General features: G+C 64.3%; 23 protein-coding genes, 1 tRNA gene and 1 pseudogene. 12 read left to right on the forward strand and 13 right to left on the reverse strand.

What is annotated here, in order from left to right; genetic code table 11:
• Positions 1–37: 37 nt before the first annotated feature.
• The gene (locus C4K40_RS13395) at positions 38–934 is read right to left on the reverse strand and encodes an alpha/beta fold hydrolase (RefSeq protein ID WP_022644119.1); all 897 of its coding nucleotides are present in this window, start codon (positions 932–934) and stop codon (positions 38–40) included.
• A gap of 44 nt (positions 935–978) precedes the next feature.
• Positions 979–1776, reverse strand: coding sequence for a crotonase/enoyl-CoA hydratase family protein (locus tag C4K40_RS13400; RefSeq protein ID WP_053129065.1), 798 nt, complete (start codon positions 1774–1776; stop codon positions 979–981).
• 164 nt (positions 1777–1940) lie between these two features.
• Here C4K40_RS13400 and C4K40_RS13405 point away from each other — a divergent pair, with 164 nt between their 5' ends.
• The gene (locus C4K40_RS13405) at positions 1941–2507 is read left to right on the forward strand and encodes a TetR/AcrR family transcriptional regulator (protein ID WP_022644121.1); all 567 of its coding nucleotides are present in this window, start codon (positions 1941–1943) and stop codon (positions 2505–2507) included.
• A gap of 44 nt (positions 2508–2551) precedes the next feature.
• Here C4K40_RS13405 and C4K40_RS13410 read toward each other — a convergent pair whose 3' ends face one another.
• Positions 2552–3007: a hypothetical protein gene (locus C4K40_RS13410; protein WP_053129068.1), complete on the reverse strand. Its 456-nt coding sequence runs from the start codon at positions 3005–3007 to the stop codon at positions 2552–2554.
• Between the two features lie 140 nt (positions 3008–3147).
• Between C4K40_RS13410 and C4K40_RS13415 the strand changes: the two genes are divergently transcribed.
• The gene (locus tag C4K40_RS13415) at positions 3148–3453 is read left to right on the forward strand and encodes a MafI family immunity protein (protein ID WP_256223776.1); all 306 of its coding nucleotides are present in this window, start codon (positions 3148–3150) and stop codon (positions 3451–3453) included.
• A 10-nt stretch (positions 3454–3463) separates the two neighbouring features.
• Here C4K40_RS13415 and C4K40_RS13420 read toward each other — a convergent pair whose 3' ends face one another.
• Complete coding sequence (locus C4K40_RS13420; protein WP_053129071.1) at positions 3464–4669, reverse strand: MFS transporter; 1206 nt, start codon at positions 4667–4669, stop codon at positions 3464–3466.
• A gap of 120 nt (positions 4670–4789) precedes the next feature.
• Here C4K40_RS13420 and C4K40_RS13425 point away from each other — a divergent pair, with 120 nt between their 5' ends.
• Positions 4790–5698: a LysR family transcriptional regulator gene (locus C4K40_RS13425; protein WP_053129074.1), complete on the forward strand. Its 909-nt coding sequence runs from the start codon at positions 4790–4792 to the stop codon at positions 5696–5698.
• Between the two features lie 14 nt (positions 5699–5712).
• Here the strand turns inward: C4K40_RS13425 and C4K40_RS13430 are convergent.
• Positions 5713–5787 (reverse strand) — tRNA-Gln (locus tag C4K40_RS13430).
• Between the two features lie 169 nt (positions 5788–5956).
• The gene (locus C4K40_RS13435) at positions 5957–6661 is read right to left on the reverse strand and encodes a hypothetical protein (protein WP_053129077.1); all 705 of its coding nucleotides are present in this window, start codon (positions 6659–6661) and stop codon (positions 5957–5959) included.
• Positions 6662–6859: 198 nt separating this feature from the next.
• On the opposite strand from C4K40_RS13435, the gene C4K40_RS13440 reads away from it, so the two are divergent.
• The 5 genes from C4K40_RS13440 to C4K40_RS13460 all read left to right on the forward strand — a co-directional run bounded on the left by C4K40_RS13440 (position 6860) and on the right by C4K40_RS13460 (position 14422).
• The gene (locus C4K40_RS13440) at positions 6860–8455 is read left to right on the forward strand and encodes an FAD-binding oxidoreductase (protein ID WP_053129080.1); all 1596 of its coding nucleotides are present in this window, start codon (positions 6860–6862) and stop codon (positions 8453–8455) included.
• A 4-nt stretch (positions 8456–8459) separates the two neighbouring features.
• Entirely contained in the window at positions 8460–10055 is a 1596-nt protein-coding gene (locus C4K40_RS13445; RefSeq protein ID WP_053129083.1) for a glycerol-3-phosphate dehydrogenase/oxidase, read from the forward strand.
• Between the two features lie 13 nt (positions 10056–10068).
• The gene (locus C4K40_RS13450; protein WP_053129087.1) at positions 10069–11640 is read left to right on the forward strand and encodes an FGGY-family carbohydrate kinase; all 1572 of its coding nucleotides are present in this window, start codon (positions 10069–10071) and stop codon (positions 11638–11640) included.
• A 95-nt stretch (positions 11641–11735) separates the two neighbouring features.
• Positions 11736–12128 (forward strand): glyoxalase/bleomycin resistance/extradiol dioxygenase family protein, encoded by a 393-nt coding sequence (locus tag C4K40_RS13455; protein ID WP_246195957.1) that lies wholly within the window; start codon positions 11736–11738, stop codon positions 12126–12128.
• Positions 12129–12295: 167 nt separating this feature from the next.
• Positions 12296–14422, forward strand: coding sequence for a TonB-dependent receptor domain-containing protein (locus C4K40_RS13460; protein ID WP_053129092.1), 2127 nt, complete (start codon positions 12296–12298; stop codon positions 14420–14422).
• A 36-nt stretch (positions 14423–14458) separates the two neighbouring features.
• Here C4K40_RS13460 and C4K40_RS13465 read toward each other — a convergent pair whose 3' ends face one another.
• Entirely contained in the window at positions 14459–14956 is a 498-nt protein-coding gene (locus C4K40_RS13465; RefSeq protein ID WP_053129096.1) for a hypothetical protein, read from the reverse strand.
• A 128-nt stretch (positions 14957–15084) separates the two neighbouring features.
• On the opposite strand from C4K40_RS13465, the gene C4K40_RS13470 reads away from it, so the two are divergent.
• Complete coding sequence (locus C4K40_RS13470) at positions 15085–15456, forward strand: hypothetical protein (protein ID WP_053129099.1); 372 nt, start codon at positions 15085–15087, stop codon at positions 15454–15456.
• 123 nt (positions 15457–15579) lie between these two features.
• On the forward strand, positions 15580–16128 hold the full coding sequence (locus C4K40_RS13475) for a hypothetical protein (RefSeq protein ID WP_256223781.1): 549 nt from the start codon (positions 15580–15582) through the stop codon (positions 16126–16128).
• A gap of 60 nt (positions 16129–16188) precedes the next feature.
• Here C4K40_RS13475 and C4K40_RS13480 read toward each other — a convergent pair whose 3' ends face one another.
• The 4 genes from C4K40_RS13480 to C4K40_RS13495 form a co-directional block, all read right to left on the reverse strand.
• On the reverse strand, positions 16189–17898 hold the full coding sequence (locus tag C4K40_RS13480) for an amidase (RefSeq protein WP_053129105.1): 1710 nt from the start codon (positions 17896–17898) through the stop codon (positions 16189–16191).
• Between the two features lie 295 nt (positions 17899–18193).
• Positions 18194–19051, reverse strand: coding sequence for a tetratricopeptide repeat protein (locus C4K40_RS31550; protein ID WP_053129109.1), 858 nt, complete (start codon positions 19049–19051; stop codon positions 18194–18196).
• Entirely contained in the window at positions 19048–19461 is a 414-nt protein-coding gene (locus tag C4K40_RS13490) for a hypothetical protein (protein ID WP_053129112.1), read from the reverse strand. The genes C4K40_RS31550 and C4K40_RS13490 overlap by 4 nt, the downstream gene beginning before the upstream one ends.
• A 19-nt stretch (positions 19462–19480) precedes the next feature.
• Positions 19481–20326 carry a suppressor of fused domain protein gene (locus C4K40_RS13495; RefSeq protein ID WP_022642174.1) on the reverse strand — a complete coding sequence of 282 codons (846 nt, stop codon included), beginning with the start codon at positions 20324–20326 and terminating at the stop codon, positions 19481–19483.
• Between the two features lie 124 nt (positions 20327–20450).
• Between C4K40_RS13495 and C4K40_RS13500 the strand changes: the two are divergent.
• Positions 20451–20648, forward strand: a pseudogene (locus C4K40_RS13500) (polyamine ABC transporter substrate-binding protein); the annotation flags it as partial.
• Between the two features lie 192 nt (positions 20649–20840).
• On the opposite strand, the gene C4K40_RS13505 reads toward C4K40_RS13500, so the two are convergent.
• On the reverse strand, positions 20841–22364 hold the full coding sequence (locus C4K40_RS13505; RefSeq protein ID WP_053131296.1) for an NAD(P)/FAD-dependent oxidoreductase: 1524 nt from the start codon (positions 22362–22364) through the stop codon (positions 20841–20843).
• Entirely contained in the window at positions 22364–23392 is a 1029-nt protein-coding gene (locus C4K40_RS13510) for a LysR family transcriptional regulator (protein ID WP_053129115.1), read from the reverse strand. Before C4K40_RS13510 ends, C4K40_RS13505 begins: the two co-directional genes overlap by 1 nt.
• A gap of 484 nt (positions 23393–23876) precedes the next feature.
• Between C4K40_RS13510 and C4K40_RS13515 the strand changes: the two genes are divergently transcribed.
• Positions 23877–24143: a phosphopantetheine-binding protein gene (locus C4K40_RS13515; protein ID WP_022642169.1), complete on the forward strand. Its 267-nt coding sequence runs from the start codon at positions 23877–23879 to the stop codon at positions 24141–24143.
• Positions 24144–24153 lie beyond the last annotated feature (10 nt).

Genomic DNA, 24153 nt, shown 5'->3' on the forward strand with positions numbered 1-24153 from the left:
TTGGGGGCGATCATCGATCGCCCCTTTTTTGTCCGGATCAGTTCGGCAGCGGGGTGGGCTGGCCCAGCAGCCAGTCGAGGATATCGTCCCACAGGGGCTGGGCATCGTCGCGGAAGTAACCCATATGGCCATAGGGGCGGGCGCCGGCTGGCGGCTTGAGATCGAGCCGGGTCATGGGGGCGTTGCAGTAACCCTTGGCGAAGGCATCCAGCGAGCGCGGCGGGGCCCAGGGATCGTCCACCGAGGTGGCGAACAGGCAGGGCGTGCGTACGCTGGCGTAGAGCTCGGCCAGGTGTGCCATTTGCGGGTCGTCGAAGTAGTAGTGCGGGTATTCGCACCAGCGCTTGAGGTCGCGGTAGACCCCCAGCGGCAGGTCCTCGCCCATGCCCAGGAGGCTCCAGGCCATGTAGCCCTTGTATGCCACCAGCGGTGGCAGGACGAGCTTCCATAGCAGGCGCATTTTCAGCGCCTCGCGCCAGTGCATCCAGCCGCTCCAGCCGGCGCCGCTACCCAGGCTGTAGCAGGCGCTGACGGCCTGGTGGTTGGGTAGCAGGCCGAAGGCGTGGCCGCCGAAGGAGTGCCCGACCCAGTACAAGGGCAGCGCGTCGTGGCGCAGCAGTTCCACGGCCGCTGCCAGGTCCTGGTAGGCCCAGTCCAGGAAGGACATGGCAAACCCCTTGAGGCTCCCGGCGCGGGATTGGCCGATGCCCCGGTAGTCCAGGGTCAGCACGTTGAAACCGCGGCGCGCGGCATGTTCGGCGAAGCGCCGGTAGAAGCGCTGCTGGACACCGGCGGCGCTGGCCAGGAGCAGGTTGCCCCTGGCAGTGCCGATGGCCGGGTAGCGCAGGGCGCTCAGGCGATAGCCATCGGCGGCCACCAGGGTCAACGGCTCGCTACTGGCGGACGGCTGATCGGTACGGACTGCAATGTTCAATACAGGCATCCTTGAGGCAGAGGTTCGGGAGCGGGCTGGGTGGTTCAACGGCCGAGGAACACGGGCTGGCGTTTTTGTAGCATGGCCATCACGCCCTCGCGAGCATCCTCGCTGCGCACCTGCTGCATGAGTTGCGGGTTGAGCTGGGCCAGGGCCGCCTCTTCTCCCTGCTCAAGGGCGAGGAAGGCCGACTGCAAGGTCGCCCTGACTGCCAACGGCGCCGCCTTGGCGATGCGCTCGGCGTAGTCGATGGCCCGGGCCAGCAGGTGTTCAGGGGCCACTACCTCGACCAGCAGGCCCATGTCCAGGGCCGTGGCCGCGTCGAACTCCTCGCCGGTGAGCATGTAGCGCATGGCCCGGGTCCAGCCGGCCACCCGGGGAAAGCGCAGTGTGGCGCCACCGGCCGGGGAGATGCCGCGCAGCACTTCCAGCTGGGCGAAGCGTGCATTGCTGGCGGCGATGGCGATATCGGCATTGAGCAGCAACTCGATGCCGGCGGTCCAGCAGGCGCCCTGTACCGCAATCACCACCGGTTTGCTGCGCCGTGGCCCGATCACGCCCCAGGGATCGATGCCGTCTTCGGGGTAGGCGATGCCGCCACTGGCCAGCTTCGGCGTCAGCTCCATCAGGTCCAGCCCGGCGGTGAAATGCTCGCCGTGGGCGAACAGCACCGCGCAGCGCAGTTGTTCATCGCGCTCGTATTCGCCCAGGGCCCGGGACAGGTCCTCGAGCATGGCGCTGTCGAAAGCGTTGCGCTTGGTGGCCCGGTCCAGGCCGATCAACAACACCTGTCCCCGTTGCTCCCGGGTGACCCGACCCGCTGTGCTAGTGGCTTGGCTCATCTTGGCGTTCTCCTGAAATACGTTGTTGAGTGAGCGAGCGCCTGGCGAGTTATTGACCAAGCGTTCGTTTACTGAAACTAAACAAACATTCGGTAACCGTCAAATTGAGGCAGGGCCGCTTATACCTTAGAATCACTGGCCGTGATCCCGCCCAGGAGTGAGCCATGCGCCCCCCGAAGATTTCCCGCGACGAACTGCTCCAGCGCTGCGCCAGCACCTTCAAGCGCCTGGGGTATCACGGCACGACCATGGATACCCTGGCCGCCGCTTGTGGCCTGACCAAGGCCTCGTTCTATCACCATTACCCGAACAAGGAATCGCTGTTGCGCGATGTGCTGGAGCAGACCCACCAGGTCATCGCCGGGAGCTTGTTCGCCGTGGCTTTCGATGAGCAACTCACCCCGAGCCAGCGCCTGGAAAAGATCGGGCGCAAGTCCATGAAGCTGTTCCAGGACGGGGCCATTGGTTGCCTGATGGGGGTGATCGCGGTGGATGCGACCTATGGCAAGAGCGAGCTGATGCAGCCGATCCGGGCCTTTCTCGATGATTGGGCCAAGGCCCTGGCCCAGCTGTTCGTTGCCCGGTACGAACCGGAGCAGGCGCTGGCCATGGGAAGGCAGTTGGTGGCGGACTACGAAGGGGCGATCTTGCTCGCGCGGATCTATGGCGAGCCGGCCTATATCGAACAGGTGACCCGGCGGGCCCTGGCGAGCCTCGGCGAGGGCCTGTAGCCGCGGCGGCTGCGCACGGGCGCACAGCCGCCACAGGCCGGGGGTCAGGGAACCGTGGCGATCATGCAGCCCATGTAGCCGGCCTCGTGGTAGATGACCCAGCTCTTGTTGGCCGTGGCAAAGTCCCGCAGACCGTGCTTGGCCACGTCGCTGTATCCCAGGGCCACTGCCCAGCGGGCTTCCACCGGTTCGGTGTACTTGGTCAGTTTGGTGATGTCCTTGCGAGTTTCGGCCAGCAGCCGGTTACCGGCATTGGTGGCGCTCTCGACCTTCAGCTCGATGGCGTAGTCTTCGACGCCCTGGCGCGCCAGGACATCCAGGCGCAGGTCCTGGTTGGGCTTCGGATAGGGTACTTCCCGGGCAGCGCTCAGGTGGGCCGCGCGCAACAGCATCAGGAATTCCACCTGGAACCACACTTCCCAGGCGGCTCCGGTACTGATGGCCGCTTCGATGCGGGCGTGGTCGTTGAGGATCAACTGGCTCAATTGGGTGTTTTTCATGGGGCATCGCTCTTTGCAGGGGAGATGCACAGAGGAACGGGACGCAGCAGGGGTTGTGAAGGCTTGGTGGTGTGACGGGGACCGGTTGGCAAATCCCGCGGACGGTACCCGACAAGCGATTTCCAGAAAACGAGGAGTGTATGAGCATGCCTGTATCGATCGACCCTTGGCGAACGGACTTGATCCAGGTACTGGATGAAGCGTCGTTGCTCATGGCCCAGGCCTATCAGCAGTTGGGTGGCCGGGTGCCGCCGGAACATGCATTGGCCCAGGCGGGGCTGGAGCACGGACGGGAGATCGTCCTTGACTATCTGGAACATAACGAGGCCGGCCTGGCTTTCGAGCATCTGCGGTACATGATCGAGGAGCCGCCCCTGGTCTTGTCCGAGGCTGCCCAGTGCGCGTTGCTACGTATTGCCCGGTACCTGGGCCAGGCACCTGCCTGAGCGCTGCCCTTCAGTCCGCAGGCCTGGCTTGCGCCTGCCCGAGGTTGGCGGCGCCCAGGCAGTAGAACAGCCCGCCGCCGACGACGAACAAGCCCAGCATCCAGAAGATCGCCTGGGGTGGCTGGCTGGCCAGGACCAGGCCGCAGAGCATCGGTCCCAGGGCGCCGCCGAGGTTGGACAGGTTCTGTGCGCCGTAGTACAGCCCGCGCAGGTGCTCGGGGGCGATGCAGTCGATGAACATGTACTCGGCGGGAAAGACGATGATTTCGCCCAGGGTGAACACGGCCATGGCCAGCACCCACAGCGCCAGGTTGCTGGCCATGGCGAAGCCGCCGATGCCCAGCAGGAACAGGCCCAGGCCCGTGGCCAGCCACAGGTTCAGGTGCTGGCGCAGGATGCGTCGGCCAATGGCGTACTGCAGGCAGATCACCAACAGTGCGTTGGTGGCCACCAGGGTGCTGATGGTGGTGTAGGCAACCTCAGCCGATGTGGTGATCACCAGGTACTGCGACAGGTAGGCCGAGAACTGGCCGAAGACCACGGCGCTGAGCAGGCCGCCCAGGGTGAAGCAGACCAGGCGGTAATCCGCCAGCAATTGCTTGCCCAGGGCCAGGAACGCCAGGGGTGGCTGGGCGGGTTCAGTGACGAGCGGGACTCGCTCGCCTCGGGCCAGGTACAGGCAGAAGAACCCGCCACCCAAGACCGCGGACAGCACGAAGGGCAGGCTGATATCCAGCTTGGCCAGCCCGGCGCCGAGGAACGGGCCGATCGCGTAACCGATGTTGGTCAGGGTGTATTTGATGGAAAACCCCGTGCTGCGCTGGTTTTCCGGGAGCTGCCGGGCAAGGCCGGCCTTGATGGCGATATCGAACACTGCGTAGGCCAGGTTGATCGCCAGCAGGCACAGGTAGAACGACCAGAGGCTGCGGGCGGCGAAGCTACCGACGAAGCCCAGGGTGAATACCGCGCAGCAGTACAGGACCAATCGATGGTTGGCCATCCTGTCCACCAGGAAACCGCCATAGAGGCTCAACACCGATCCGATGATCAGGCTGCTGCCCAGCACCAGGCCGATTTCGGCGACATTCAGCTGGAAGCTGCCTGCCAGGTAGATCACCAGGTAGGGCAGGGTCACCGCCCGGGCCAGCGTCAGCACCAGGGTGCCGGCCAACATCAGGTTGAGGGCCGCCGGATAGTGTTTCAGGGTGTGCAGCATCTGTGCCTCTTGCAGTGATACCGGTGGAGTGCTGATCAGCTTACTGTGGAATCTGGTTCTGTTTTATGATGCTTTTTATCGACTGAGGTGAATCAGATTCATTAATGGACAGGATGCCAAATGTTTTCCTCCGAACGCTTGAAGGGTATCGACGTGTTTGTCTGCGTGGCCGACTGTGGCAGCTTCAAGGCGGCTGGCGAACGCCTGAACCTCACGGCGTCGGCCATCAGCAAGGCCATCGCCCGCCTGGAAGCGCGGTTGCAGGCGCGATTGTTCCGGCGTACCACCCGCAGCCTGGCCCTGACCGATGCCGGCCTGGCGTTCTACCGCACTTGCAGTGGCGTGCTGGCCGAACTGGAAGAGGCCGAGCTCGAGCTGCAGGCGCAACAGCATGAGCTGCGCGGCAAGCTGCGCATCGACCTGCCGGGGGCATTCGGCCGGGCCCGGGTCCTGGGGCCGATTCTCGAATTTGCCCGGGAGCATCCGCAGTTGCAGCCCCATGTGACCTTCTCCGAGCATCTGGCCAATCCCATCGAGGCCGGGGTCGATATCGCCGTGCGCTTGGGTGGCCCCGACCTGTGGCCGGCGGAGCTTGGGCATCGGCACCTGGGAACCGAACAATACCTGTTCTGTGCCGCCCCGGGTTACCTGGCGCAACGTGGCGAACCAGCGGTGATCGCCGACCTGGAGCGACACCAGTGCATCGCCTATGGCTGGGCGGACGGGCGCGTGCACCCCTGGAGCTTCGCCACCAGCGAGCCGGGGCAGATCGAGCGTCGGTTGATTGCCGCCAGTTGCGTGGTGGGTGCGGGGGAGGGCTTGCTGATGGCGGCGTTGGGCGGCTACGGCATCGCCCACCTGCCGTCGTGGCTGGTCAAGCGCCAACTGGAAGATGGCAGCCTGGTGGAAGTCCTGCCGCATCTGGCGACCCGGGGGCAGACGATCAACCTGCTATGGATGAAGAGCCGGCAGGGGTTGCCCAAGGTCAATGCGATGCTGGAGTTCCTGGCGCAAAGCCTGGTGGAATGAACTGGGAAGGAAAATGGCAGGGGCGGCTGGATTCGAACCAACGCATGGCAGGATCAAAACCTGCTGCCTTACCGCTTGGCGACGCCCCTGTAGCTGTTGCGACGTTACTTGCCTGAAGTGCCGGTCCGGGGAGGACCGCTGCAAGAACGGGCGCAAATTTAACAACTCGCTGGCAGTTTGGGAAGCCCCCAGCGCAAAAAAAATCGGTTTGAAAACAGCTGCTTAGTCCTGCCCGGGAGTTCTTTCCCCGATTGACACTCAACCGACGAGGTAGGCGTCCTGGGTATCCTGCAGCGGCCGGGCGTGCTCCAGGGCCCGGCGAATGGCAATGAGTTCCGCGCCCGCGAGCACTCGCCGGCCAAATTCATAAGTGTTCCCACCAGGGCCAAAATGCACCGATAACAACCCGCTGACCTGGTCACCGATGATCTCCAGGATCATCTCCATCATGCCTTCGTTGCCATTGGCGGCGCTCAGGCAGGTCAATCCGCCGATGTCGGCGCGCCCGCATCCATGGGCTTCATCCCAGCTCAGGCAAGCGCCTTGCGGCCTGCCGATGCCAGGCAGGCTCCAGGCCTGCTGTTCCAGCGGCTGGGCCTGGAGCGCCGCCAGCAGTGGGGTACAGGCCAGGACCTGCAAGGCAAAGCGCTGCCGGCCCCGATGCAGGTCATGCATCGGCTGGGCGGGTGACTGCTGCGGCCCGCTGACCCTGGCCCGCAGCAAGTAGCTGTGGGCCAGTTCCGAAGGTTGTTCGCTCCAGCCGTTGATATCGCTCACGGGTGGGTGCCAGATCAACTGCAGGGTCTCACCGACCCTCAGCCGATCCTGTGGCTCGAAGAACGCCGAGATGCCCTGACCCACTTGCGGCAGCAGGTCGCGCAGGCTCAAGGCCGGGGCGCCATAGTCGATTCCCAGGTCCGGGGACCAGAACAGCGGGGAGCAGGTTCTCAGCGAGGCGGGCATGGGGCGATTCGATCCTGGGGACGGGTAGGGGATTGTTCGGCAGCACAGGCGACTTGTCACCTGTTTCGCTCCTGGCGCAGGCGTGGCTGACTCAATCGGCTACACCAACTGGCTCGATGCGACCGTGACAGGTAGCAGCGGCGCACTAGTATAGGGAGCCTTACGCAAGACCTATAAGAACAGCAGAAGGACATACGCATGCGACGCTGGAATGGCTGGGGGGATGCATCCACGGTGGTCGAATTGCCGGCCGAAGGCGCGGGCTTTCTCGCCGAGCGCCTGGGGCCGGGATTCAGGTTGCCGGAAGCTTCCTTGGAACAGGCCCTGGCCCGGGTACCTGCATCGCGGTTGCCGGCCCACCCGCTGTACAGCATCGAGCCCCAGGAGCGGCTGTTGCACGCCCGAGGCCAAAGCCTGGCGGACTGGCTGGCGTTGCGTGAAGGCGAGTTGGGGGTCTATCCGGATGCGGTGGCGTTTCCGGAAAGCGCCGGGCAGATTCGCCAACTGCTGGCCATGGCCGAGGAGCGCGACCTGTGCCTGATCCCCTATGGCGGCGGCACCTCGGTGGCCGGCCACATCAACCCGGCCTGGTCTGAGCGGCCGGTGCTGACGGTGTCCCTGGCGCGCATGAGCCGCCTGCTGGACCTGGATGAAGACAGCCTGCTGGCCACCTTCGGCCCCGGTGCCAGCGGCCCCCAGGTGGAGAGCCAGTTGCGCGCCCGGGGCTACACCCTCGGGCACTTCCCGCAGTCCTGGGAGTTGTCGACCCTCGGCGGTTGGGTGGCCAGCCGTTCCAGCGGCCAGCAATCGCTGCGCTACGGGCGTATCGAGCAATTGTTCGCCGGTGGCACCCTGGAGACCTTCGCCGGACCGATGCCGATCGCCACGTTCCCGGCCTCCGCCGCCGGGCCCGACCTGCGTGAAGTGGTACTGGGCAGCGAAGGGCGCTTCGGGATCATTTCCGAGGTCAAGGTACGGGTCAGCCGCTTGCCGGACGACGAGCGTTTCTACGGGGTGTTCCTGCCGGACTGGACCCAGGCCCTGCAGGCTGTGCGGGTCCTGGCCCAGGCCCGGGTGCCGTTGTCGATGCTGCGCCTGTCCAACGCCGTGGAGACCGAGACCCAACTGGCCCTGGCCGGCCACCCGACGCAGATCGCCTGGCTGGAAAAGTACCTGGCGCTGCGGGGCGCGGGCCAGGGCAAGTGCCTGTTGACCTTCGGCGTAACCGGCAATCGCCGGCAGAACGCCTTGTCCCTGCGCCAGGCGCGCCAGCATTTGAAGGCCTTTGGCGGGGTCTTCACCGGCACCCTGCTGGGCAAGAAGTGGGCGCAGAACCGCTTCCGCTTCCCCTACCTGCGCGAAAGCCTGTGGAATGCCGGTTACCTGGTGGACACCCTGGAAACCGCTACCGACTGGAGCAATGTCGATACCTTGCTGCAACGCATCGAGGACAGCCTGCGCGACGGCCTGGCCGCCGAGGGCGAACAGGTGCATGTGTTCACTCACTTGTCCCACGTCTATGGCGAAGGCTCGAGCATCTACACCACCTACGTGTTCCGTCCGGACCAGCAGTACCCGGCGACCCTGGCCCGCTGGCAGGCGCTCAAGCATAGCGCCAGCCAGACCATCGTCGAGCACCGGGGCACCATCAGCCACCAGCACGGGGTGGGCAAGGACCACGCGCCCTACCTGCCGCTGGAGAAAGGCGCGCTGGCCATGGACACCCTGCAGGCCTTGGGCCGGCACTTCGATCCGGCCGGGCGCCTCAACCCCGGCACCCTGCTGGAGCAGTAAGGCCATGGGCCAGGACTGGAACGGCCAATGGCGGCAGCAAGCCCTGCCGAGCCTCACGGCGCAGAGCTGGGACCTGATAGTGATCGGCGGCGGCATCAGCGGCGCCGGGATCCTGCGTGAGGCGGCCCGGCGTGGCTGGCGTTGCCTGTTGCTGGAGCAGCGGGATTTCGCCTGGGGCACCTCCAGCCGGTCTTCGAAGATGGTCCATGGCGGCTTGCGCTACATCGCCAAGGGCCAGTGGCGCCTGACCCGGGACTCGGTGCGCGAGCGCCAGCGCTTGTTGCAAGAGGCTCCCGGGCTGGTGGACCCCATGAGCTTCCTGATGCCCCATTACCGGGGCCAGTTTCCCGGGCCGCGGGTGTTCGGCAGCCTGCTGAGCCTGTATGACGCCCTGGCCGGACGGCGCAACCACAGGTTCCACGATGCCGGGCAGTTGCAGTTCCTGGCGCCTGGGGTCAAGGAACCGGGCCTCTTGGGCGGCACTTGTTTTCTCGACGCCCTGACCGACGATGCGCGGCTGGTGATGCGGGTATTGGCCGAGGCCCGGGCCGATGGCGCCCTGGCGTTGAACGGCGTGCGGGTGACCGGTTTGTTGCGCGAGAAGGGGCGGGTCTGCGGGGTCGAGATCGATGACAGCGAAGGCGGCGCGCCACGCCAGCTGCGCAGCGAGAGCCTGGCGGTGGCCACAGGCGCCTGGGCCGAGCGTTTGCGTCCGGCGGATGCCGGGCGTCAACTGCGGCCGTTGCGTGGTAGCCACTTGTTGCTGCCGGGTTGGCGGCTGCCGGTGGCCCATGCCTTCAGTTTCATGCATGCCGAGGATCGCCGGCCAGTGTTCGTCTTCCCCTGGGAAGGCGCCACCGTGGTCGGTACCACCGACCTTGACCATCGCGAAGACCTGGACCTGAGCGCCAGCATCAGCCAGCAGGAGCTGCATTACTTGCTGGCGGCCTGTGCCCAGCAGTTTCCCGAGGCGCGGATCGTTGCCAGCGACGTGCTTTCGACCTGGTCCGGGGTGCGCCCGGTGGTAGCCGCTGGCGGTGCGGACTCCCAGGGCAAGCCCTCCAACGAAACCCGCGAGCATGTGCTGTGGCAGGAGCCGGGATGCGTGACCCTGGCCGGCGGCAAGCTCACCACCTTCCGGCCCCAGGCCATCGAGGTGCTGGCCGCTTGTGGGGCGATGATCGGACGCAGTGTCAGCGACGACGGCGCCCCGGTGTTCGCCCCGGTACCGGCGGTGGAGATTGCCGGGCTCAGCGGCGCCCAGCTACGGCGCCTGGCTGGGCGCCATGGCCGTGACCTGCCGCGGCTGGCGCAGTTGGTGGAGCAGTTGGGCCACGAGTGCGTCGGCGCCAGCGACACCCTGTGGGCCGAACTGGCCTTTGCCGCCGAGGCGGAAATGGTCCTGCACCTGGACGACCTGCTGCTGCGCCGCACGCGCCTGGGCCTGCTGCTGGCCAAAGGCGGTGCCAGCTACCTGCCAGCCATCCGCAACCTGTGCCAGGAGCGCCTGGGCTGGAGCGACGCCCATTGGCAAGCCGAAGAACAGCGTTACCTCGCCCTGTGGCAACGCCACCACAGCTTGCCCAGCACTGATGCCTAAACAAGAGAGCCCCATGGATAATCACAACAACAAGCGGGACTACCTGCTGGCTATCGATAACGGAACCCAGAGCGTGCGCGCGCTGCTGTTCGACCTTCAGGGCAACCTGATTGGCAAGGGCAAGGTGGAGCTGGAGGCCTACTACTCGACCCAGCCCGGTTGGGCCGAACAGGACCCGGACTACTACTGGGCCAAGCTCGGCGAAGCCTGCCAGATCCTCTGGCAGCAGACCGGCATCGACCGTTCGCAGATCCGCGGGGTGTCCCTGACCACCCAGCGCGGCACCCTGATCAACGTCGATGCCCAGGGGCGGGCGCTGCGCCCGGCCATCCTCTGGCTGGACCAGCGCCAGGCCGAACTCGAGGGCAAGCTCAAGGGGCCCTGGAGCTGGCTGTTCAAGCTGATTGGCGCCGAGGCCACGGTGGATTACTTCCGCGCCCAGGCCGAAGCCAACTGGGTGGCGCAGAAGCAGCCGGACATCTGGGCCGCCACCGACAAGTTCCTGCTGCTGTCGGGGTTTCTCACCCATCGTCTGACCGGCAATTTCGTCGACTCGGTGGGGTGCTGCGTGGCCTACCTGCCGTTCGACTACAAGCGCCTGCGCTGGGCCGCCCCCAGCGATTGGAAATGGCAGGCCCTGGCGGTACGCCGCGAGCAACTGCCGACCCTGCACAAGCCTGGTGAAACCCTGGGCCGGATCACCGCCGAGGCCAGTCGCCACACCGGCATTCCCGAGGGCTTGCCGCTGATTGCCGCGGGAGCCGACAAGGCCTGCGAGGTGCTGGGTTCCGGGGTCCAGGATTCCACCACGGCCTGCGTCTCCTACGGCACCACGGCCACCATCACCACCACCCGCTCGCGTTACCTGGAGGTGGTGCCGCTGATTCCGCCGTATCCGGCAGCGGTGCCGGATCACTACAACTGCGAGGTGATGATCTTCCGTGGCTATTGGATGGTCAGCTGGTTCAAGCAGCAGTTCGGCCTGCGCGAGGTGCAGCAGGCGGCGGAGCAGGGGCTGGAGCCGGAACAGTTGTTCGACGCCCTGGTCCAGGCAGTGCCGCCGGGGTCCATGGGCCTGACCCTGCAACCCTACTGGTCGCCGGGTATCCGTGAGCCGGGGATGGAGGCCAAGGGCGCGATGATCGGTTTCGGCGACGTGCACACCCGGGCGCATATCTACCGGGCGATCCTCGAGGGCCTGGCCTACGCCCTGCGCCAGGGCATGGAGCGCATGGAGAAACGCTCGAAGCTCAAGATCACCCGCCTGCGGGTGGCCGGTGGCGGTTCCCAGAGCGATGCGGCGATGCAACTGACCGCCGACATCTTCGGCCTGCCGGTGGAGCGCCCGCATGTCTACGAGGCCTCGGGACTGGGCGCGGTGATCGCCTGCGCGGTGGGGTTGGGGCTGTACCCGGACTTTTCCACGGCCATCAGCGCCATGACCCGGGTCGGCGCGGTGTTCGAGCCCCAGCCCCAGGCCCGGCAGATGTACCAGCGGCTCTACAGCCAGGTGTACTTGCGCATGTACCGCCAGCTCAAGCCGCTGTACCAGAGCATCCGCGAGATCACCGGTTATCCGGCCTGAGGTCGGCCCGGGGCAGCGGCAAGCGGGGCTGGCTCCAGGGGGAGGGCGTTTGCTGCTAAGGTGGCGTCTTTCCCCCGCTGCATGATCCCTGATGCATGGCGAAGCCATCGCCGTGCCGCCCGCCCCTGGAGTCCGAGATGCCGCTGACCTGCCTGCTGCGCTGCAATGACCTGTCCCGCACCCGTGAGCATTACCAGCGGATACTCGGCTTCGCCGTCAGCGATGGCGCGGAGTCGACGCTGCTGGTGCAGTTGCAGGACTGTCGCCTGACGTTCACCGAGCAGGACCTGTGGGGCAGTGCCCCGGGCTGTACCGGGACCCTGTATTTCGCCCTGGAGGATGTGCAGGCCTATTTCGATTCGATCAAGGAGCGGGCCGACATTGCCTGGCCCCTGCAGGACATGCCCTACGGCACCCGCGAGTTCGGCATCCGCGACTGCAACGGCTACTACCTGGCGTTCATGCAGGGCCAGCCGGTTCCGGGCTGATCCGGTCCGGGCAGGCGGGCGTCGAGGCTCGCCTGCCATCGCTCCATGCTCCCTCGCGCCAGGTCGCCCCCGCGTCCTGGCAAAAAAAGCCAAATCGGCCTGTGTTCTCTTCGTTCCTTCCTGCGTCGCAACCTTCATTGTCCATTGCCCACGCCGGAGTCGTATCGATGCTTTCGCCCAGAACCCTGCCCACCACTTTGTTGGGCCTGGCCCTTGCCTGTCCGGCCATGGCCGAGCCCGGGGGCCTGGAACTGGCTCCGGCGCAGGTCCTGGGACAAGGCCAGGAGGACGCCGGGCAGGGAGCTGAAGAAGCCCGGGCGCGGCTGGCCCAGGTTCCCGGCGGGAGCAATCTGGTACAGATGAGCCGGCCATTGCAGGGCCGGGTGGCCAGCAACCAGGACGTGCTGGCCTACCAGCCTGGGGTCTATGCCCAATCGGCGGGCAACGAAGGGGTGAAGATCTCGATCCGTGGCTCGGGCATCAACCGTGCCCCCGGGGCCCACGCCTCGGGGCTCTACACCATGCTCGACGGCCTGCCCCTGACCGGCCCTGGCGGTACCCCCTACGAGTTGCTGGAGCCACTGTGGGTCGACCGCGTGGAGGTGTTGCGCGGGGCCAACGGCTTCGATCGCGGCGCCCTGGCCCTGGGCGGCGCCATCGACTACATCAGCCATACCGGCTACGACGCGCCGCTGTTGCAGGTGCGCTACGTCACCGGCAGCCACGGCTACCAGCAGCGCCAGGTCAGTTCCGGGCAAGTGCTGGGGGACTTCGACTACTACGTCTCGCTGACCGATTCCAATGCCGACGGCTACCAGCGCCATACCGCCAGCGACAGCCGGGGAGTCATGGCCAACTTTGGCTATCGCTTGAACCCGAACCTGGAAACCCGTTTCTACCTGCGCTACCGGCAGACCGACAACGACCTGGCCGGGCGGGTGACCAAGCATTCCATCGAGCATTCCCCCAGGGCGGCCAACCCGGCCTATGTGTCCCGGGACGACCGGCGCAAGCAGCCTGGCAGTACCTTCGTCGGCAACAAGACCACCTGGTATATCGATGACGATTCGAGCCTGCAGGCCGGCCTGGTCTACCACGACTACCCCATGGACCTGCGCGAAGGCCCCAACCGCCTGAAGGTGGCCTACAGCGATGTCAGCGGCACCCTCGACTACAAGCGCCGCGACACCCTCTGGGGCCTGGAGAGCCGCAGCACCCTGGGCCTGCGGGTGACCAAGCACCTGCCCAACGACGGCGCCAGCGAGTTCGTGCGTATCCCCACCGGCAATACCAGTGGTTACGCACCGGGCACGCGGATGCGCAATTTCACCTACCAGGGTTCGGACAGCGTCGTGCATTTCAGCAATGACCTGGAGATCGCCGACGACCTGTGGCTGACCACCGGCCTGGCGGCCATCTACACCCGCCGCGAGAGCGCGGTGACTTACCCGGAAGGCGGCGGCAAGACCAGCCTCGGCGACTGGGACTATGCCCCGCGCCTGGGCTTGCGCTACCAGTTGAACCGCGATGTGCAGCTGTTCGGCAACCTCAGCCGTTCGGTGGAGGCGCCACATCCCTGGTCGCTGATCTATAGCTCCAACATTCGTTTCCCGAAAGATAGCGGTGCCGCCACGGGAACCCAGCGCGACCCGATCAAACTGCAGAACCAGACCGCCACCACCCTGGAGCTGGGTGGCCGTGGCGACAGCATCCTGGGCCAGTGGAGCCTGGCCTGGTACTACGCCCAGGTTCGCCATGAACTGTTGTCGGTATGGCCGGATGCCAGCGCCACCATGCCTTATGAACTCAACGCCAGCCCCACGGTGCACCAGGGGGTGGAGGCCAGCCTGGAGAGCGAGCTGTGGTCGCGGCCCGGAGTAGGACGCCTGGGCCTGCGCCAGGCCTACACCTTCAGCGACTTCCACTACCGCGACGATCCACGCTTTGGCGGCAACCGCCTGCCGGGCCTGCCGATGCACTACTACCAGGGCGAGCTGCGCTACGACTGGCCGCAGGGCTTCTTCGCCGCCGTCAACACCCAGCTGGTGTCCAAGGTGGCGGTGGACTACGCCAACAGCTACTACGCCGACCCCTATGCGCTGTTCGGCGCGACCCTGGGCTACAACGCGCCGAAGAACGACTGGCAGGCCTGGGTCGACCTGCGCAACCTGACCGGCCAGCGTTATGCCGCCACCGTTACCCCGGGCTACGACGACAAGGGCCAGGATGCCGCCCGTTCGACCCCGGGCGAGGGCATGGGGGTGTATGTCGGGATGTCCTGGAGCCTGCGCTAAGGCCGATGGTTGTGCCGGGTGCGACGGCGTGCCGTGTCAGTTGCGAAAGTACAGCTCGTCCAGTTGCCGCCGGCGTATCGCCAGGTACTCCTCCCAGACCTTGGGGAAATCCTCGTCCCGGGTCAGGGGGAAGGTCAGGTAGATGAACTTGCCGATCACCCGGATGTACTGGCGCTCACGCTTGAAGGTCGGTTGTTCGCAGACCGAGACGCTTTCATCGTAGCCAGGATGGTGGTGGTAGATGTTCACCCGGTGCGGGGCAAGCATGGAGCGGGCGAAGTCCAGCACCCAGCCGTGGTCCGGCCCCATGGCCAGGTAACCCTGGGTGCCGTCTTCGGAGAGGCTGATGCAGGAGCGGGCCTGGGCGCCATCTTCGTCGTTGACCAGCACGATCTGGCTGTCGAAGTAGCCGATGCGCTGTTGCCCGGGACCTTCCAAGAGCAGGCTCCAGCCTTCGGCGCCCATGCGAAATTCGCCACGGTAGGTGAACCGGGCAGTCCAGCCATTGGCCAGGGGAACATGGTGGTTGTTCATCGGTGTCCTAGGGGCAAAAGGGTCGGCAGTAGGGTACAGGGCGCCAGCGAGGTTTGACGAGGCCGGACTGTTGGTGCCGGGGCGCGCATCCATTAGCATGGCCGCCGCGCAATTTCAGGAGAACCACCATGCACGCAGGGGACCTGCAACGGATCTACGACTTGCTGGCCGGATTGCTGCGAGCGATCCAGGGCGGCGAGCCCGGTGTTTTGGCGCAGTACGGCATCAGCACCGCGATTTATGAGGAAGTACTCGAGGAACTCGAGGCTGGCGCGGCTTGCCTGGCCAGCCTCGCGCTGCCCGCCTGGGAGATGGCGCTGGCGCCCGACAGGAGCGGGCGAGTGGACTTTGACTGCTACCCGACCCAGCAGCCGGGCACGCTGCGGGTGACGTGCCGGCTGTGGTCCGCAGGCCGGCCCGGCGAGCTGAGCCTGACGGCCGACTATTGCCCAGGCCAGGCCGCTTCGCCGCTGCAGTTCAGGCTGCTGGAGGTGCAGTAGCCGCCACGGCTCAAGGTCGTGTTCGATAAGGCTATCTAGCTTGCCCCGAGTGCTTTACATTCGCCGCCCTGACGAATGGACGTCAGGCCAGGTGTGAGAGTTGATCGGGAGGATCAGGCCGTTATGCACAGATTTGCACACATGATCGATGACCAGTGGGTCGAGCACAGTTACCCGCCGGTCTTCGAGATCGCGCCCTTCAACGGCGGCGAGCGGGTGGTGGCCGGCGTGCCGGGGTCCGATCCGCAGGTGTTGCTCAGCCTGGCCCGCTGCCTCACCCAGCCGCTGCTGTTGCTGTTCGTATTGCACACCAGCCGCGAAGACGTGCCGGTAGGCCGCTACATGAGCCCGATGTTGTCCCTGGCCGAGGTCGCGGACTTCATCGATGAGTTCAAGCCATTGCTATGTGGCGACAGCCGCTTCGATTTCTGGGTGCACTCGCCCGAAGACCAGGCCACGGTGGTCTGGGACCGGCACAACCTGATCTACGCCTACGGCCCGCTGGAAAGTTATGCCAGCGCTCTGTACGGCCTGGGGTTCGGCCATGGCGAAGCGCAGATTCCGGTGCCCCATATGCATTACTACCATCCGCAATTGGATGAGCTGTGCAGGCAGTTGATCGCGCGGTTCGACTGGCAGCATTCGCCACTGCAACCCATGGATGAGCAGTGAGGCCTTGAGCAGGCAGGAATGAGGATCGGGGCCATGGCGGCCCCGATTGCGTTTTTTGCGTTACTGCACGGCCAGCTTGGGCGTGCGCGGCGGCACCAGGCGCTTGCTGCCGGTGGACTCGTAGGCCGAGGCCAGGCGCAGCAGGTTCGCATCGTCATAGGCCCGGCCGGCGAAGGTCAGGCCCACCGGCATGCCGATGTCCGCCATCACGCCCATGGGCACGGTGACGGTGGGCACGCCCAGGTGGCGGATGGCGAGGTTGCCGTTGGCCACCCAGATGCCGTTGCTCCAGGCAATGTCCGCCGATTGCGGGTTGATGTCCGCATCCGCCGGGCCGACGTCGGCGACGGTGGGGAACAGCACCGCGTCCAGCCCTTGGGCGTCCATCCAGTCTTCCAGGTCGAGCTTGCGGGTCTGCTCCAGGCCGCGCAGGCCGTCGGCCAGGGTGGCGATCTGGTCCCAGGTCTTGAGGCCGCGCTTGGCCATGTTGACGTACTCGTCCATGCCCGCCGCCAGGTCATCCTCGCGATTGGGCAGGGTGCCCGGGTCATGGGGGAAGATCTGTGTTCCGTCGACATCGGCCAGGCGGTTGAGCTTGGGGTCGTCGTTGGCCCGCAGGAAGTCGTCGAAGGCCCAGCCCGAGAGCTCCCACAGCTCGTCATGGAGGAATTCCTTGCTGACGATGCCGCGATTGAACACGGTGGGCGCGCCGGGGCGGTCGCCTTCGCAGTTGGATACCAATGGGAAGTCCACTTCCAGCACCTCGGCGCCAGCGGCTTCCAGGGCCTGGCGCGCCTGGCGCCAGAGCTCGATCACCGACTCGCGGGTAGCGATGCGCTGGCCGGTGGGGCCGCCGATGCCCGGCTTGGCGCTGGTGCCAGCCTCGGCGTCGGCATTGATGTACATGCGCGGCACGCCGAAGCGCTTGCCCTTGAGGGCACCGGCATCGGCCGCCAGCTGCGGGTAGGAAGCGGGACGCACGCTGGCCACGGCCGGGATCGGCACCCAGGGCTGCAGGCGCCACAGGTCACCGCGTTTATCCGGGTCTTCGGCGACTACCACGTCCAGCACTTCCAGCAGGTCGGCCATGGTCCGGGCGTAAGGCACTACCACGTCCATGGTCGGGGTCAGCGGCCAGTTGCCGCGCACCGAGATCACCCCTCGCGAGGGGGTGTAGGCGCAGAGGCCGTTGTTGGAGGCCGGGCCACGACCGCTGGACCAGGTTTCCTCGGCCAGGCCGAAGGCGCTGAAGCTGGCGGCGGTGGCGGTGCCGGCGCCGTTGGACGAGCCGGAGGCGAAGGGCGCGGTCAGGTACTGGGCGTTGTAGGGGCTTTCGGCGCGGCCATAGATCCCACGCTGCATACCGCCGTTGGCCATGGGCGGCATGTTGGTCTTGCCCAGGCAGATGGCGCCGCCGGCGCGCAGGCGCTCGATGGTGAAGGCGTCGCGCTGGGCCACCAGGTCCTTGAAGGCCGGGCTGCCGGACGCGGCGGTCAGGCCCTTGACCAGGTAGCTGTCCTTGGCGGTGTAGGGAATGCCGTCCAGTGGCCCGAGGAGCTGGCCCTTGGCGCGGCGGGCATCAGAGGCTTGTGCTTCCTCCAGCGCCTCGGGATTGCGTACCACCACGGCGTTGAGGGCGGTGGCAGTGGCGGGGCCGTCGTAGGCATCGATCCGCGCCAGGTAGGCCTGGACCAGTTCCACGGCGGTGGTCTGGCCGGACTCGAGGGCGGCACGCAGTTGGGCAATGGAGACTTCGGTGACTTCGATCATGCGGGTTCTCGTGGTACGGCTTGGCGCGGCAAGGGTTGAGTCGGGGCTTGGGTTGATGCCAGTCAGTCAAGCGAGGTGATCCACTCGTAGGAGCGCAGCTTGCTCGCGATGGTCGTGAACGGTAGCGCCTGTTTACTGGGTAAACCCAGCACTCTGAAGTCCATCGCGGGCAAGCTCGCTCCTACCCTTTACTTGACTGATCGGCATTGGGGCTTGGGGGCCTTTTTAGCACCAAGTGTCCGTCAGCGGAATCTCCGCTCGATCGCAGGTGCGCACTTTGGGCCAAAAGGCCGGGTCATCTGGCATGTGGGTCGATATGGGCCTTTACCCGCCAGTCATCCTGGCCGGCCTGGGGAATCGGCTGGCCGACAAAACGATAGCTGCCCAGGTTCTGGAGGATGGTTTGGTCCAGGGACGTGTCGCCGGAGCTTTCCAGCAGCTTGAGCCGCGGCTCAGCGGAGCCGGGCACGAACTGCACCTCGACCACCACGGGCTTTACATCAGGTCCGAGCTTGAGCTTGCCGAGCGTTCGGTGCTGGAGCAGTCGCAGCTTGAGGCTGAGCCGGCTCCTGGCTGAGGCGGTCCAGACTTGGTTGTACCGCGCTTGTTGCTCGGCATTGAGCTCCAGGCCCTGGTCACGCAGCCGGTCGATGCCTTTCCAGGCAGCGTCGCCGCTCTGCTTGAGAACGCTGAAGTACATCTGCTGCGCGCCTGGAAGATCCTGCGGGCCGCCTTTACCTTCTTCCATCAACCTGGCCAGGGCCAGGGTACTTTCCTTGCTCCCCACCGCCGCGGCACGCTGGTAGTGATCCCTGGCCAGGAGGTAGTCGGCCTCTTGTTCGTCCAGGCGCCCGAGATGGTGGTAGGCCCTTGGGTTTGTCTGGGCTTGCGAGAGATACAGGGCTTTGGCCCGGGCAGTATCCTGCGCGACTCCATGACCGCGTTCGTACAGGGTAGCCAGCAGGGTCTGGCACATCGGATTGCCGGCTTCGCCCTGGCGGCGGATATAGTCGAGCATCTCCCGGGAGATGGTCTCCTGGTCGCGGTAGTGCCAGCAGCGCAGGCCGACCATGGAATCGTTCTGGGTGTTGGGGCCGCTCTGGCAGCCACCAAGCAGGCTGCCGAGCAGCAGTAAGGCAAGGATCTTGTTCATGGCAGGATTGGATTGAATAAGCCCAGGTAGTCCAGGGTCGTGGTGCCCTGTAGGGCAGGTTGCTGATCATCCAGCGTGGCGCTGGCGACGAGAATGAAATGGCTATGGTCGCCGGCGATTTGCGAATGCAGTCGTTGGCGCTCGGCTTCGCTGCTGATCAGCGATTCCAGGTAGCGCGGGTATTCTTCCCGGGGCAGCAGTTCGATGAAGTCCGAGTCCAGGTGCAGGCCCAGCTCTTGCGCCAGGCGCCAGGAAGGATTGCTGTCCTCCCAGGCCTGGTATTGAGCATCACTGGCCTCGGGACCGGGTTCGGCTTCCCATTGTTCGAAGGCGAACAGCTCGGCCTCGGCGTGGCTGGCGAAGCGGGCGGCAAACAGATGAAAGGTGAAGAACGACGGCTGTTCCGACATCGACGGGCTCCTGGCTGGCTCAGATCACGCTGGCGCGTTGCAGATGGCTGACATGGCCCAGGCCGGCAGCCTCCAGCCGGGCGACCAGGTCCTGGCGGGCCTGGGCGCCGCCATTGCGCACGTAGTCCAGTTCCGAGGCGGTGATCAGCACCACCGGTACCAGGAGCACCGGCGACAGCGGCATGTCGGCCACGGTGGTGGGGAAGCTGGCCGCGGGGCCGCCGATCAACACCCCGGCGCAGTCATCGGCGCTGACGAAATGCGCGGGCAATTGTTCGCTCATGGAGCGGGACTGGCTGACCCCGGGCAATTCCAGGGAGAGCACGCCATGACGCTCCAGCCGCGGGCGATACCCTCCGGCATTGGCCACCGTCGCCGCTACGCAGCGCAGCAGCTCGAAGCACCAGCTGGCGGCGAAGGGGTGCACTTCGCCCAGTGGCCCCTGGGCGTGGGCGGGGATGTCCGGGGTATCGATGAACAACTCCATTTCGAAGCCGTTGCCCAGGTCTTCGCCTTCGACGCCATCGAACGGATCGGACAGGCCCTCGGTGGCGAGGATGATGCTGTGGGGGCGACGCACGATGCGATAGGCCTGGCGCGTCGAGGGCCAGTCAGGGCCACCGGTGAAACTGGGGCTGACGGCGAAACCCAGGACGTCCTGCTCACAGGTCCCTATGGCTTGCCAGTGGCGGTCCAGGCTGGCGGCGCCGGCGTCGAGCAGGGCGATCAGTGCCTGTTCTTCGGCGCTGGGCTCATAAGGCGTCGGGGCCGGGCTGGAGCCTTCGGGTTCGCTCTGGGGATGGGCTTCTTGGCGGGTGGCGGCAGGTGTCTTGAAGGCGTTGAGCAGTTTGTGCAGGAGATTCAACGGGCGGTCCTTGCTGGCATTGGAGTTGTTCGAGGGCGTTGGCCGGGGCGCATTGTGCCGGGTTGGCGAGGGCCTGGAAACCTGTAGCGAGTGGCATTTTCCTTGATGGCGGACGCAGGTCAGCGCCCAGACCTCGAGTCCCAAGCTATATCCCAACGCCAACAAGAACGCGGCCGAGTTTGTCGAGCAGGCATTGCGTGACAACCCATGGATCTATCCGGACAAGCCAACCCTGGCCACGCTGGTTCCGCTGGAGCCCTTGCCGCTGAAGCTCGCACGCATCCGCACCCGGGGCTGGAGCAAAGTCAAAAGCGCCATCTGAAGAGGTTTTGCGTACAAGCAACCCAGGTCCTTGCGACCAGCGCGCGGCATGGGCTGGTCACTTCAGGTTGCCAGGGTTCGCCCGGGGTATGTCTCGACGGTCCTGGTCGTATCAAGGGATGGGTCGTACCGGCATCTTTGGCCAGAGAAGGTGTCGTCGTCCTACGCTGACAGGGAGTGAAAGAGCCCCCGATCAATCCGCGAGTACCGGAGCCTTGACGATGAATCGGTTGGAAATTCTCGAATAACCAAAGGGCAGTAACTGAGGCTCGTGTTCCTTGAGCAATTCATGTAGCACCCGGGCCGTTTCCGTAGCTGGCAAACACTGGTCCCGGGCCTGGCGCACTACCTGGCATGACTGTTCGAACAGGCTCTCATAGGTAGGGGAGTCCAGGGAAATGCGGCCGGGAAAGCGTGCGGTTGCAAGTGCCAGGTCGAATTGCTGGCCGTCGTCGTACTGCTGCAGTTCATGCAGCAGGCCTTGCAGGAACACGCAGCACAGGTTCGAACCACTCAGCCAGACCCGATGCCATACATTCCACAAATGGAAGTCCTTGAACGCCTCGTAGGAGCAGGATACCAACTGGTCATTGGTGCTGATGGCGTTCAGGCAATGTTGTTCCACGTCGATGAAGTTTGCTCTTTGCCAATCGTCCTTGCGAGCGGCCTCGAGCACCTTGGGAGCCAGGCGCAGGATCGACTCGAAGGTGGTGATCAGGCCCCTGGAGAACAGCGGATCGATGAACCCCGCGGCTTGCGGGAGCAGGCAGAAGCGATTGCCGACGCACTGCGTACTGCGATAGTTGATACGCGGTGCATAGATCCACTCCCGGGCGTTGACCGCGTCCTTGAAGTGCTCGGCGATGGCCGGATACTTTTTCAGCAGCTTGCGAAATTCGACTTCGGGAGCCTCCGTGGGGCGATATTTGGCGTGGTTGAACTGGAATCCGACGCTGCATAGCAGGTTGGTGCCCTGGGGGTGATTGTTGAAGGGAATGACCCATAGCCAGCCTTCCTCGAAGATGTGGTGCAAGGTGCTCTGGAACAGCTGGATGGGCGAGCGGCTGCGCGACAAAGGAGCCAGGGCGTCTTCGTAGCTCTTCACGTTGAGCATATGGGTGAAGAACGAGCAGGTATCGGTCTCCAGGCCCTCCGTGGTGCGCACGCCCAGTTGGCGGGCGAGCGGGGCGCCTTGGGCTGCAGCATCGATGATGAATGATGCTTGTACCACTTGCTCGGCAGGCAGCCTGACCTGGACCGCGCTGGCATTGAGGTTGATGTCCTCGATCCGGATGTTCTGTCTCAGCTCGGCACCGTACTTCAGGGCGATCAGCAGTGCGAAGGCATCGACATCCTGGCGGAACAGATGTGCTTCCGGTGCATCCAGCGATGGTGCGACGAGGTGTTCGGGAGAAGAGGGGGCGCCCGCCTGGTGCCAGGCGAAGCTGAACCCCAGCTTGAGCCCACAGGCGCTCGACCCGACGTGTTGGATGATCTTGTCCGGGCTCGAAAGGTACTCGATTTCCGGTATGCCGAAGCGCTGTGAGAGCAAGCGCAGCAGCAAGCCGCTTTCCGGCGTCATGGCTTCGCCGATGGAAAACCTGGGGTGCTGGGCTGCATCCAGCACCAGCACCTTCAGGCCGGATTTGGCCAGGATAGCCGCCGTCAGGGCGCCGCTGATTCCGCTTCCGATGATAATCACGTCGTACTTGTTCATCATGCTCGGCTCTTGTTCTGCATGGTGGAGGTCCAGGACAGCGATGCCTGCAGCGCGCTGTCGAATGGCAGGGGCGGTATGGCCAGGGGCGCCGCCGTGGTAAAAGGCCGGTCCCAGTACGGCGGACTGCCGATCGAACGTTTCAGTTCGTTGATGAACAGGCTGGTCTTTGCCGGGACCACGCTGCTGCGAGCCCTCAGGGCATAGATCGCTCCATGCTGGGGAGCGCTTACGCTGTATTCATCGAGAAAGGAAACCAGCTGGCCACTGGCGATCTGTTCATATACCAGCCAGGTCGGCGCATGAATGATGCCGATGCCCTGCAGAGCGCCATCGACCAGCAACTCCGCACTATTGACCGACAGCCGGCTATCGGGGATGAGCTTCCTGAGCACTCCGCCGACCTTGAATTGCCAACTCAGGGACAGGTTGCTGCAACTGCTGTGGATCAGGCAGGCATGTTGGGACAAGTCGTCCAAGGTCTGCGGGCAACCGTGCTGCCTGATGTATTCGGGGCTTGCGCAGAGCACCCGGCGCATATCCGCGAGCCTCGAAGGGATCAGGTCGCTGTCCGGCAAGATGCCGAGCTTGATGCACACATCGACATTGTCGGTCCTCGGATCGGCAACTTTGTCGTCGAGGGAAAAGTCGATCTTCAAACCTGGATGATGATTCAGGATCCGACTCAACAAGGGCGCGACATGGCGGCGCCCGAAGGCGACTGGAGCTGAAACCTTGAGAACGCCCATCGTCGACGCCGTATGCTCTTTTACTTCAGTCCTGGCATGTACGATGCTTCTGGAGATGTTTTTTGCATGTTCAAGGAAGATCAGCCCTATATCAGTGAGTATCAGGCACTTCGTTGAACGGTTGAACAAGCAGGTCTCCAGCTCTTTTTCCAGGCTGTTTATTCTACGCATGACCGAGGAAGGGGGAATTCCAAGTAGCCTGCCAGTCTCGGAGAAGCTACCCGTTTTGGTAACGGATATATAAAGGTCTATGTCATTCACAACGCCTAGTGCCTTCATTTCTAAATCCTTTTAGAATCTGTAGTGTCTTATTTTTGTAAGGACGGTTTACAGATAAATCATGTCCTCCTCCTTAGTAAGGCCAGCCTTTTTTTTTGTCAAGTCGCGTGGATTGCCGTCTTTATTGCGCTTGATAAAAATCAATACATAAGGTTTCAAAGCGGTACTGATGTTCCAGATCGAATCCTCGCAACGCTTAAGTTAAAGGGTGGGGTTGCGCTATCTTGGGCGAAATGAGTCTAGTGGCTAATTGCAATAGATAGCCGATTTATGCTTGGGCGACCCTTCAGGCCAATGATTGGTGGGATGCTGTCATTTTTGTGAAATATTGTTAGTTGCCGATCCAGTTACCCCCGAGAAGGTCCTCACCTTTGCGAATGTGCAAAGGCGTTTTGCAAAACAGGCTATTCACAAGTGCTCTCTTATTGTCGATCTTGTGCGGGTTCTTCCAACCCACGAGTGTCGACTTCAGGAGTGTACGTCTATGGACGGAGCGGAAATAAAAGAGCGAATTCGTCGTTACATCATGAAGGACTTGATCGGGCCAAGTGCGCAAGATGACGAACTGGATGACCAGACTCCTTTACTTGAGTGGGGCATTCTAAATTCAATGAATATCGTCAAACTGATGGTCTACATCAGGGATGAAATGGGCGTGTCCATCCCAAGTACGCACATTACCGGTAAGTACTTCAAAGATCTGAATGCAATATCCAGGACAGTCGAGCAATTAAAGGCCGAGTGCGCATAACAGGGAGTGT

This window comes from Pseudomonas sp. CMR5c (genome assembly GCF_003850545.1).
GTDB classification, from domain to species: domain Bacteria; phylum Pseudomonadota; class Gammaproteobacteria; order Pseudomonadales; family Pseudomonadaceae; genus Aquipseudomonas; species Aquipseudomonas piscis.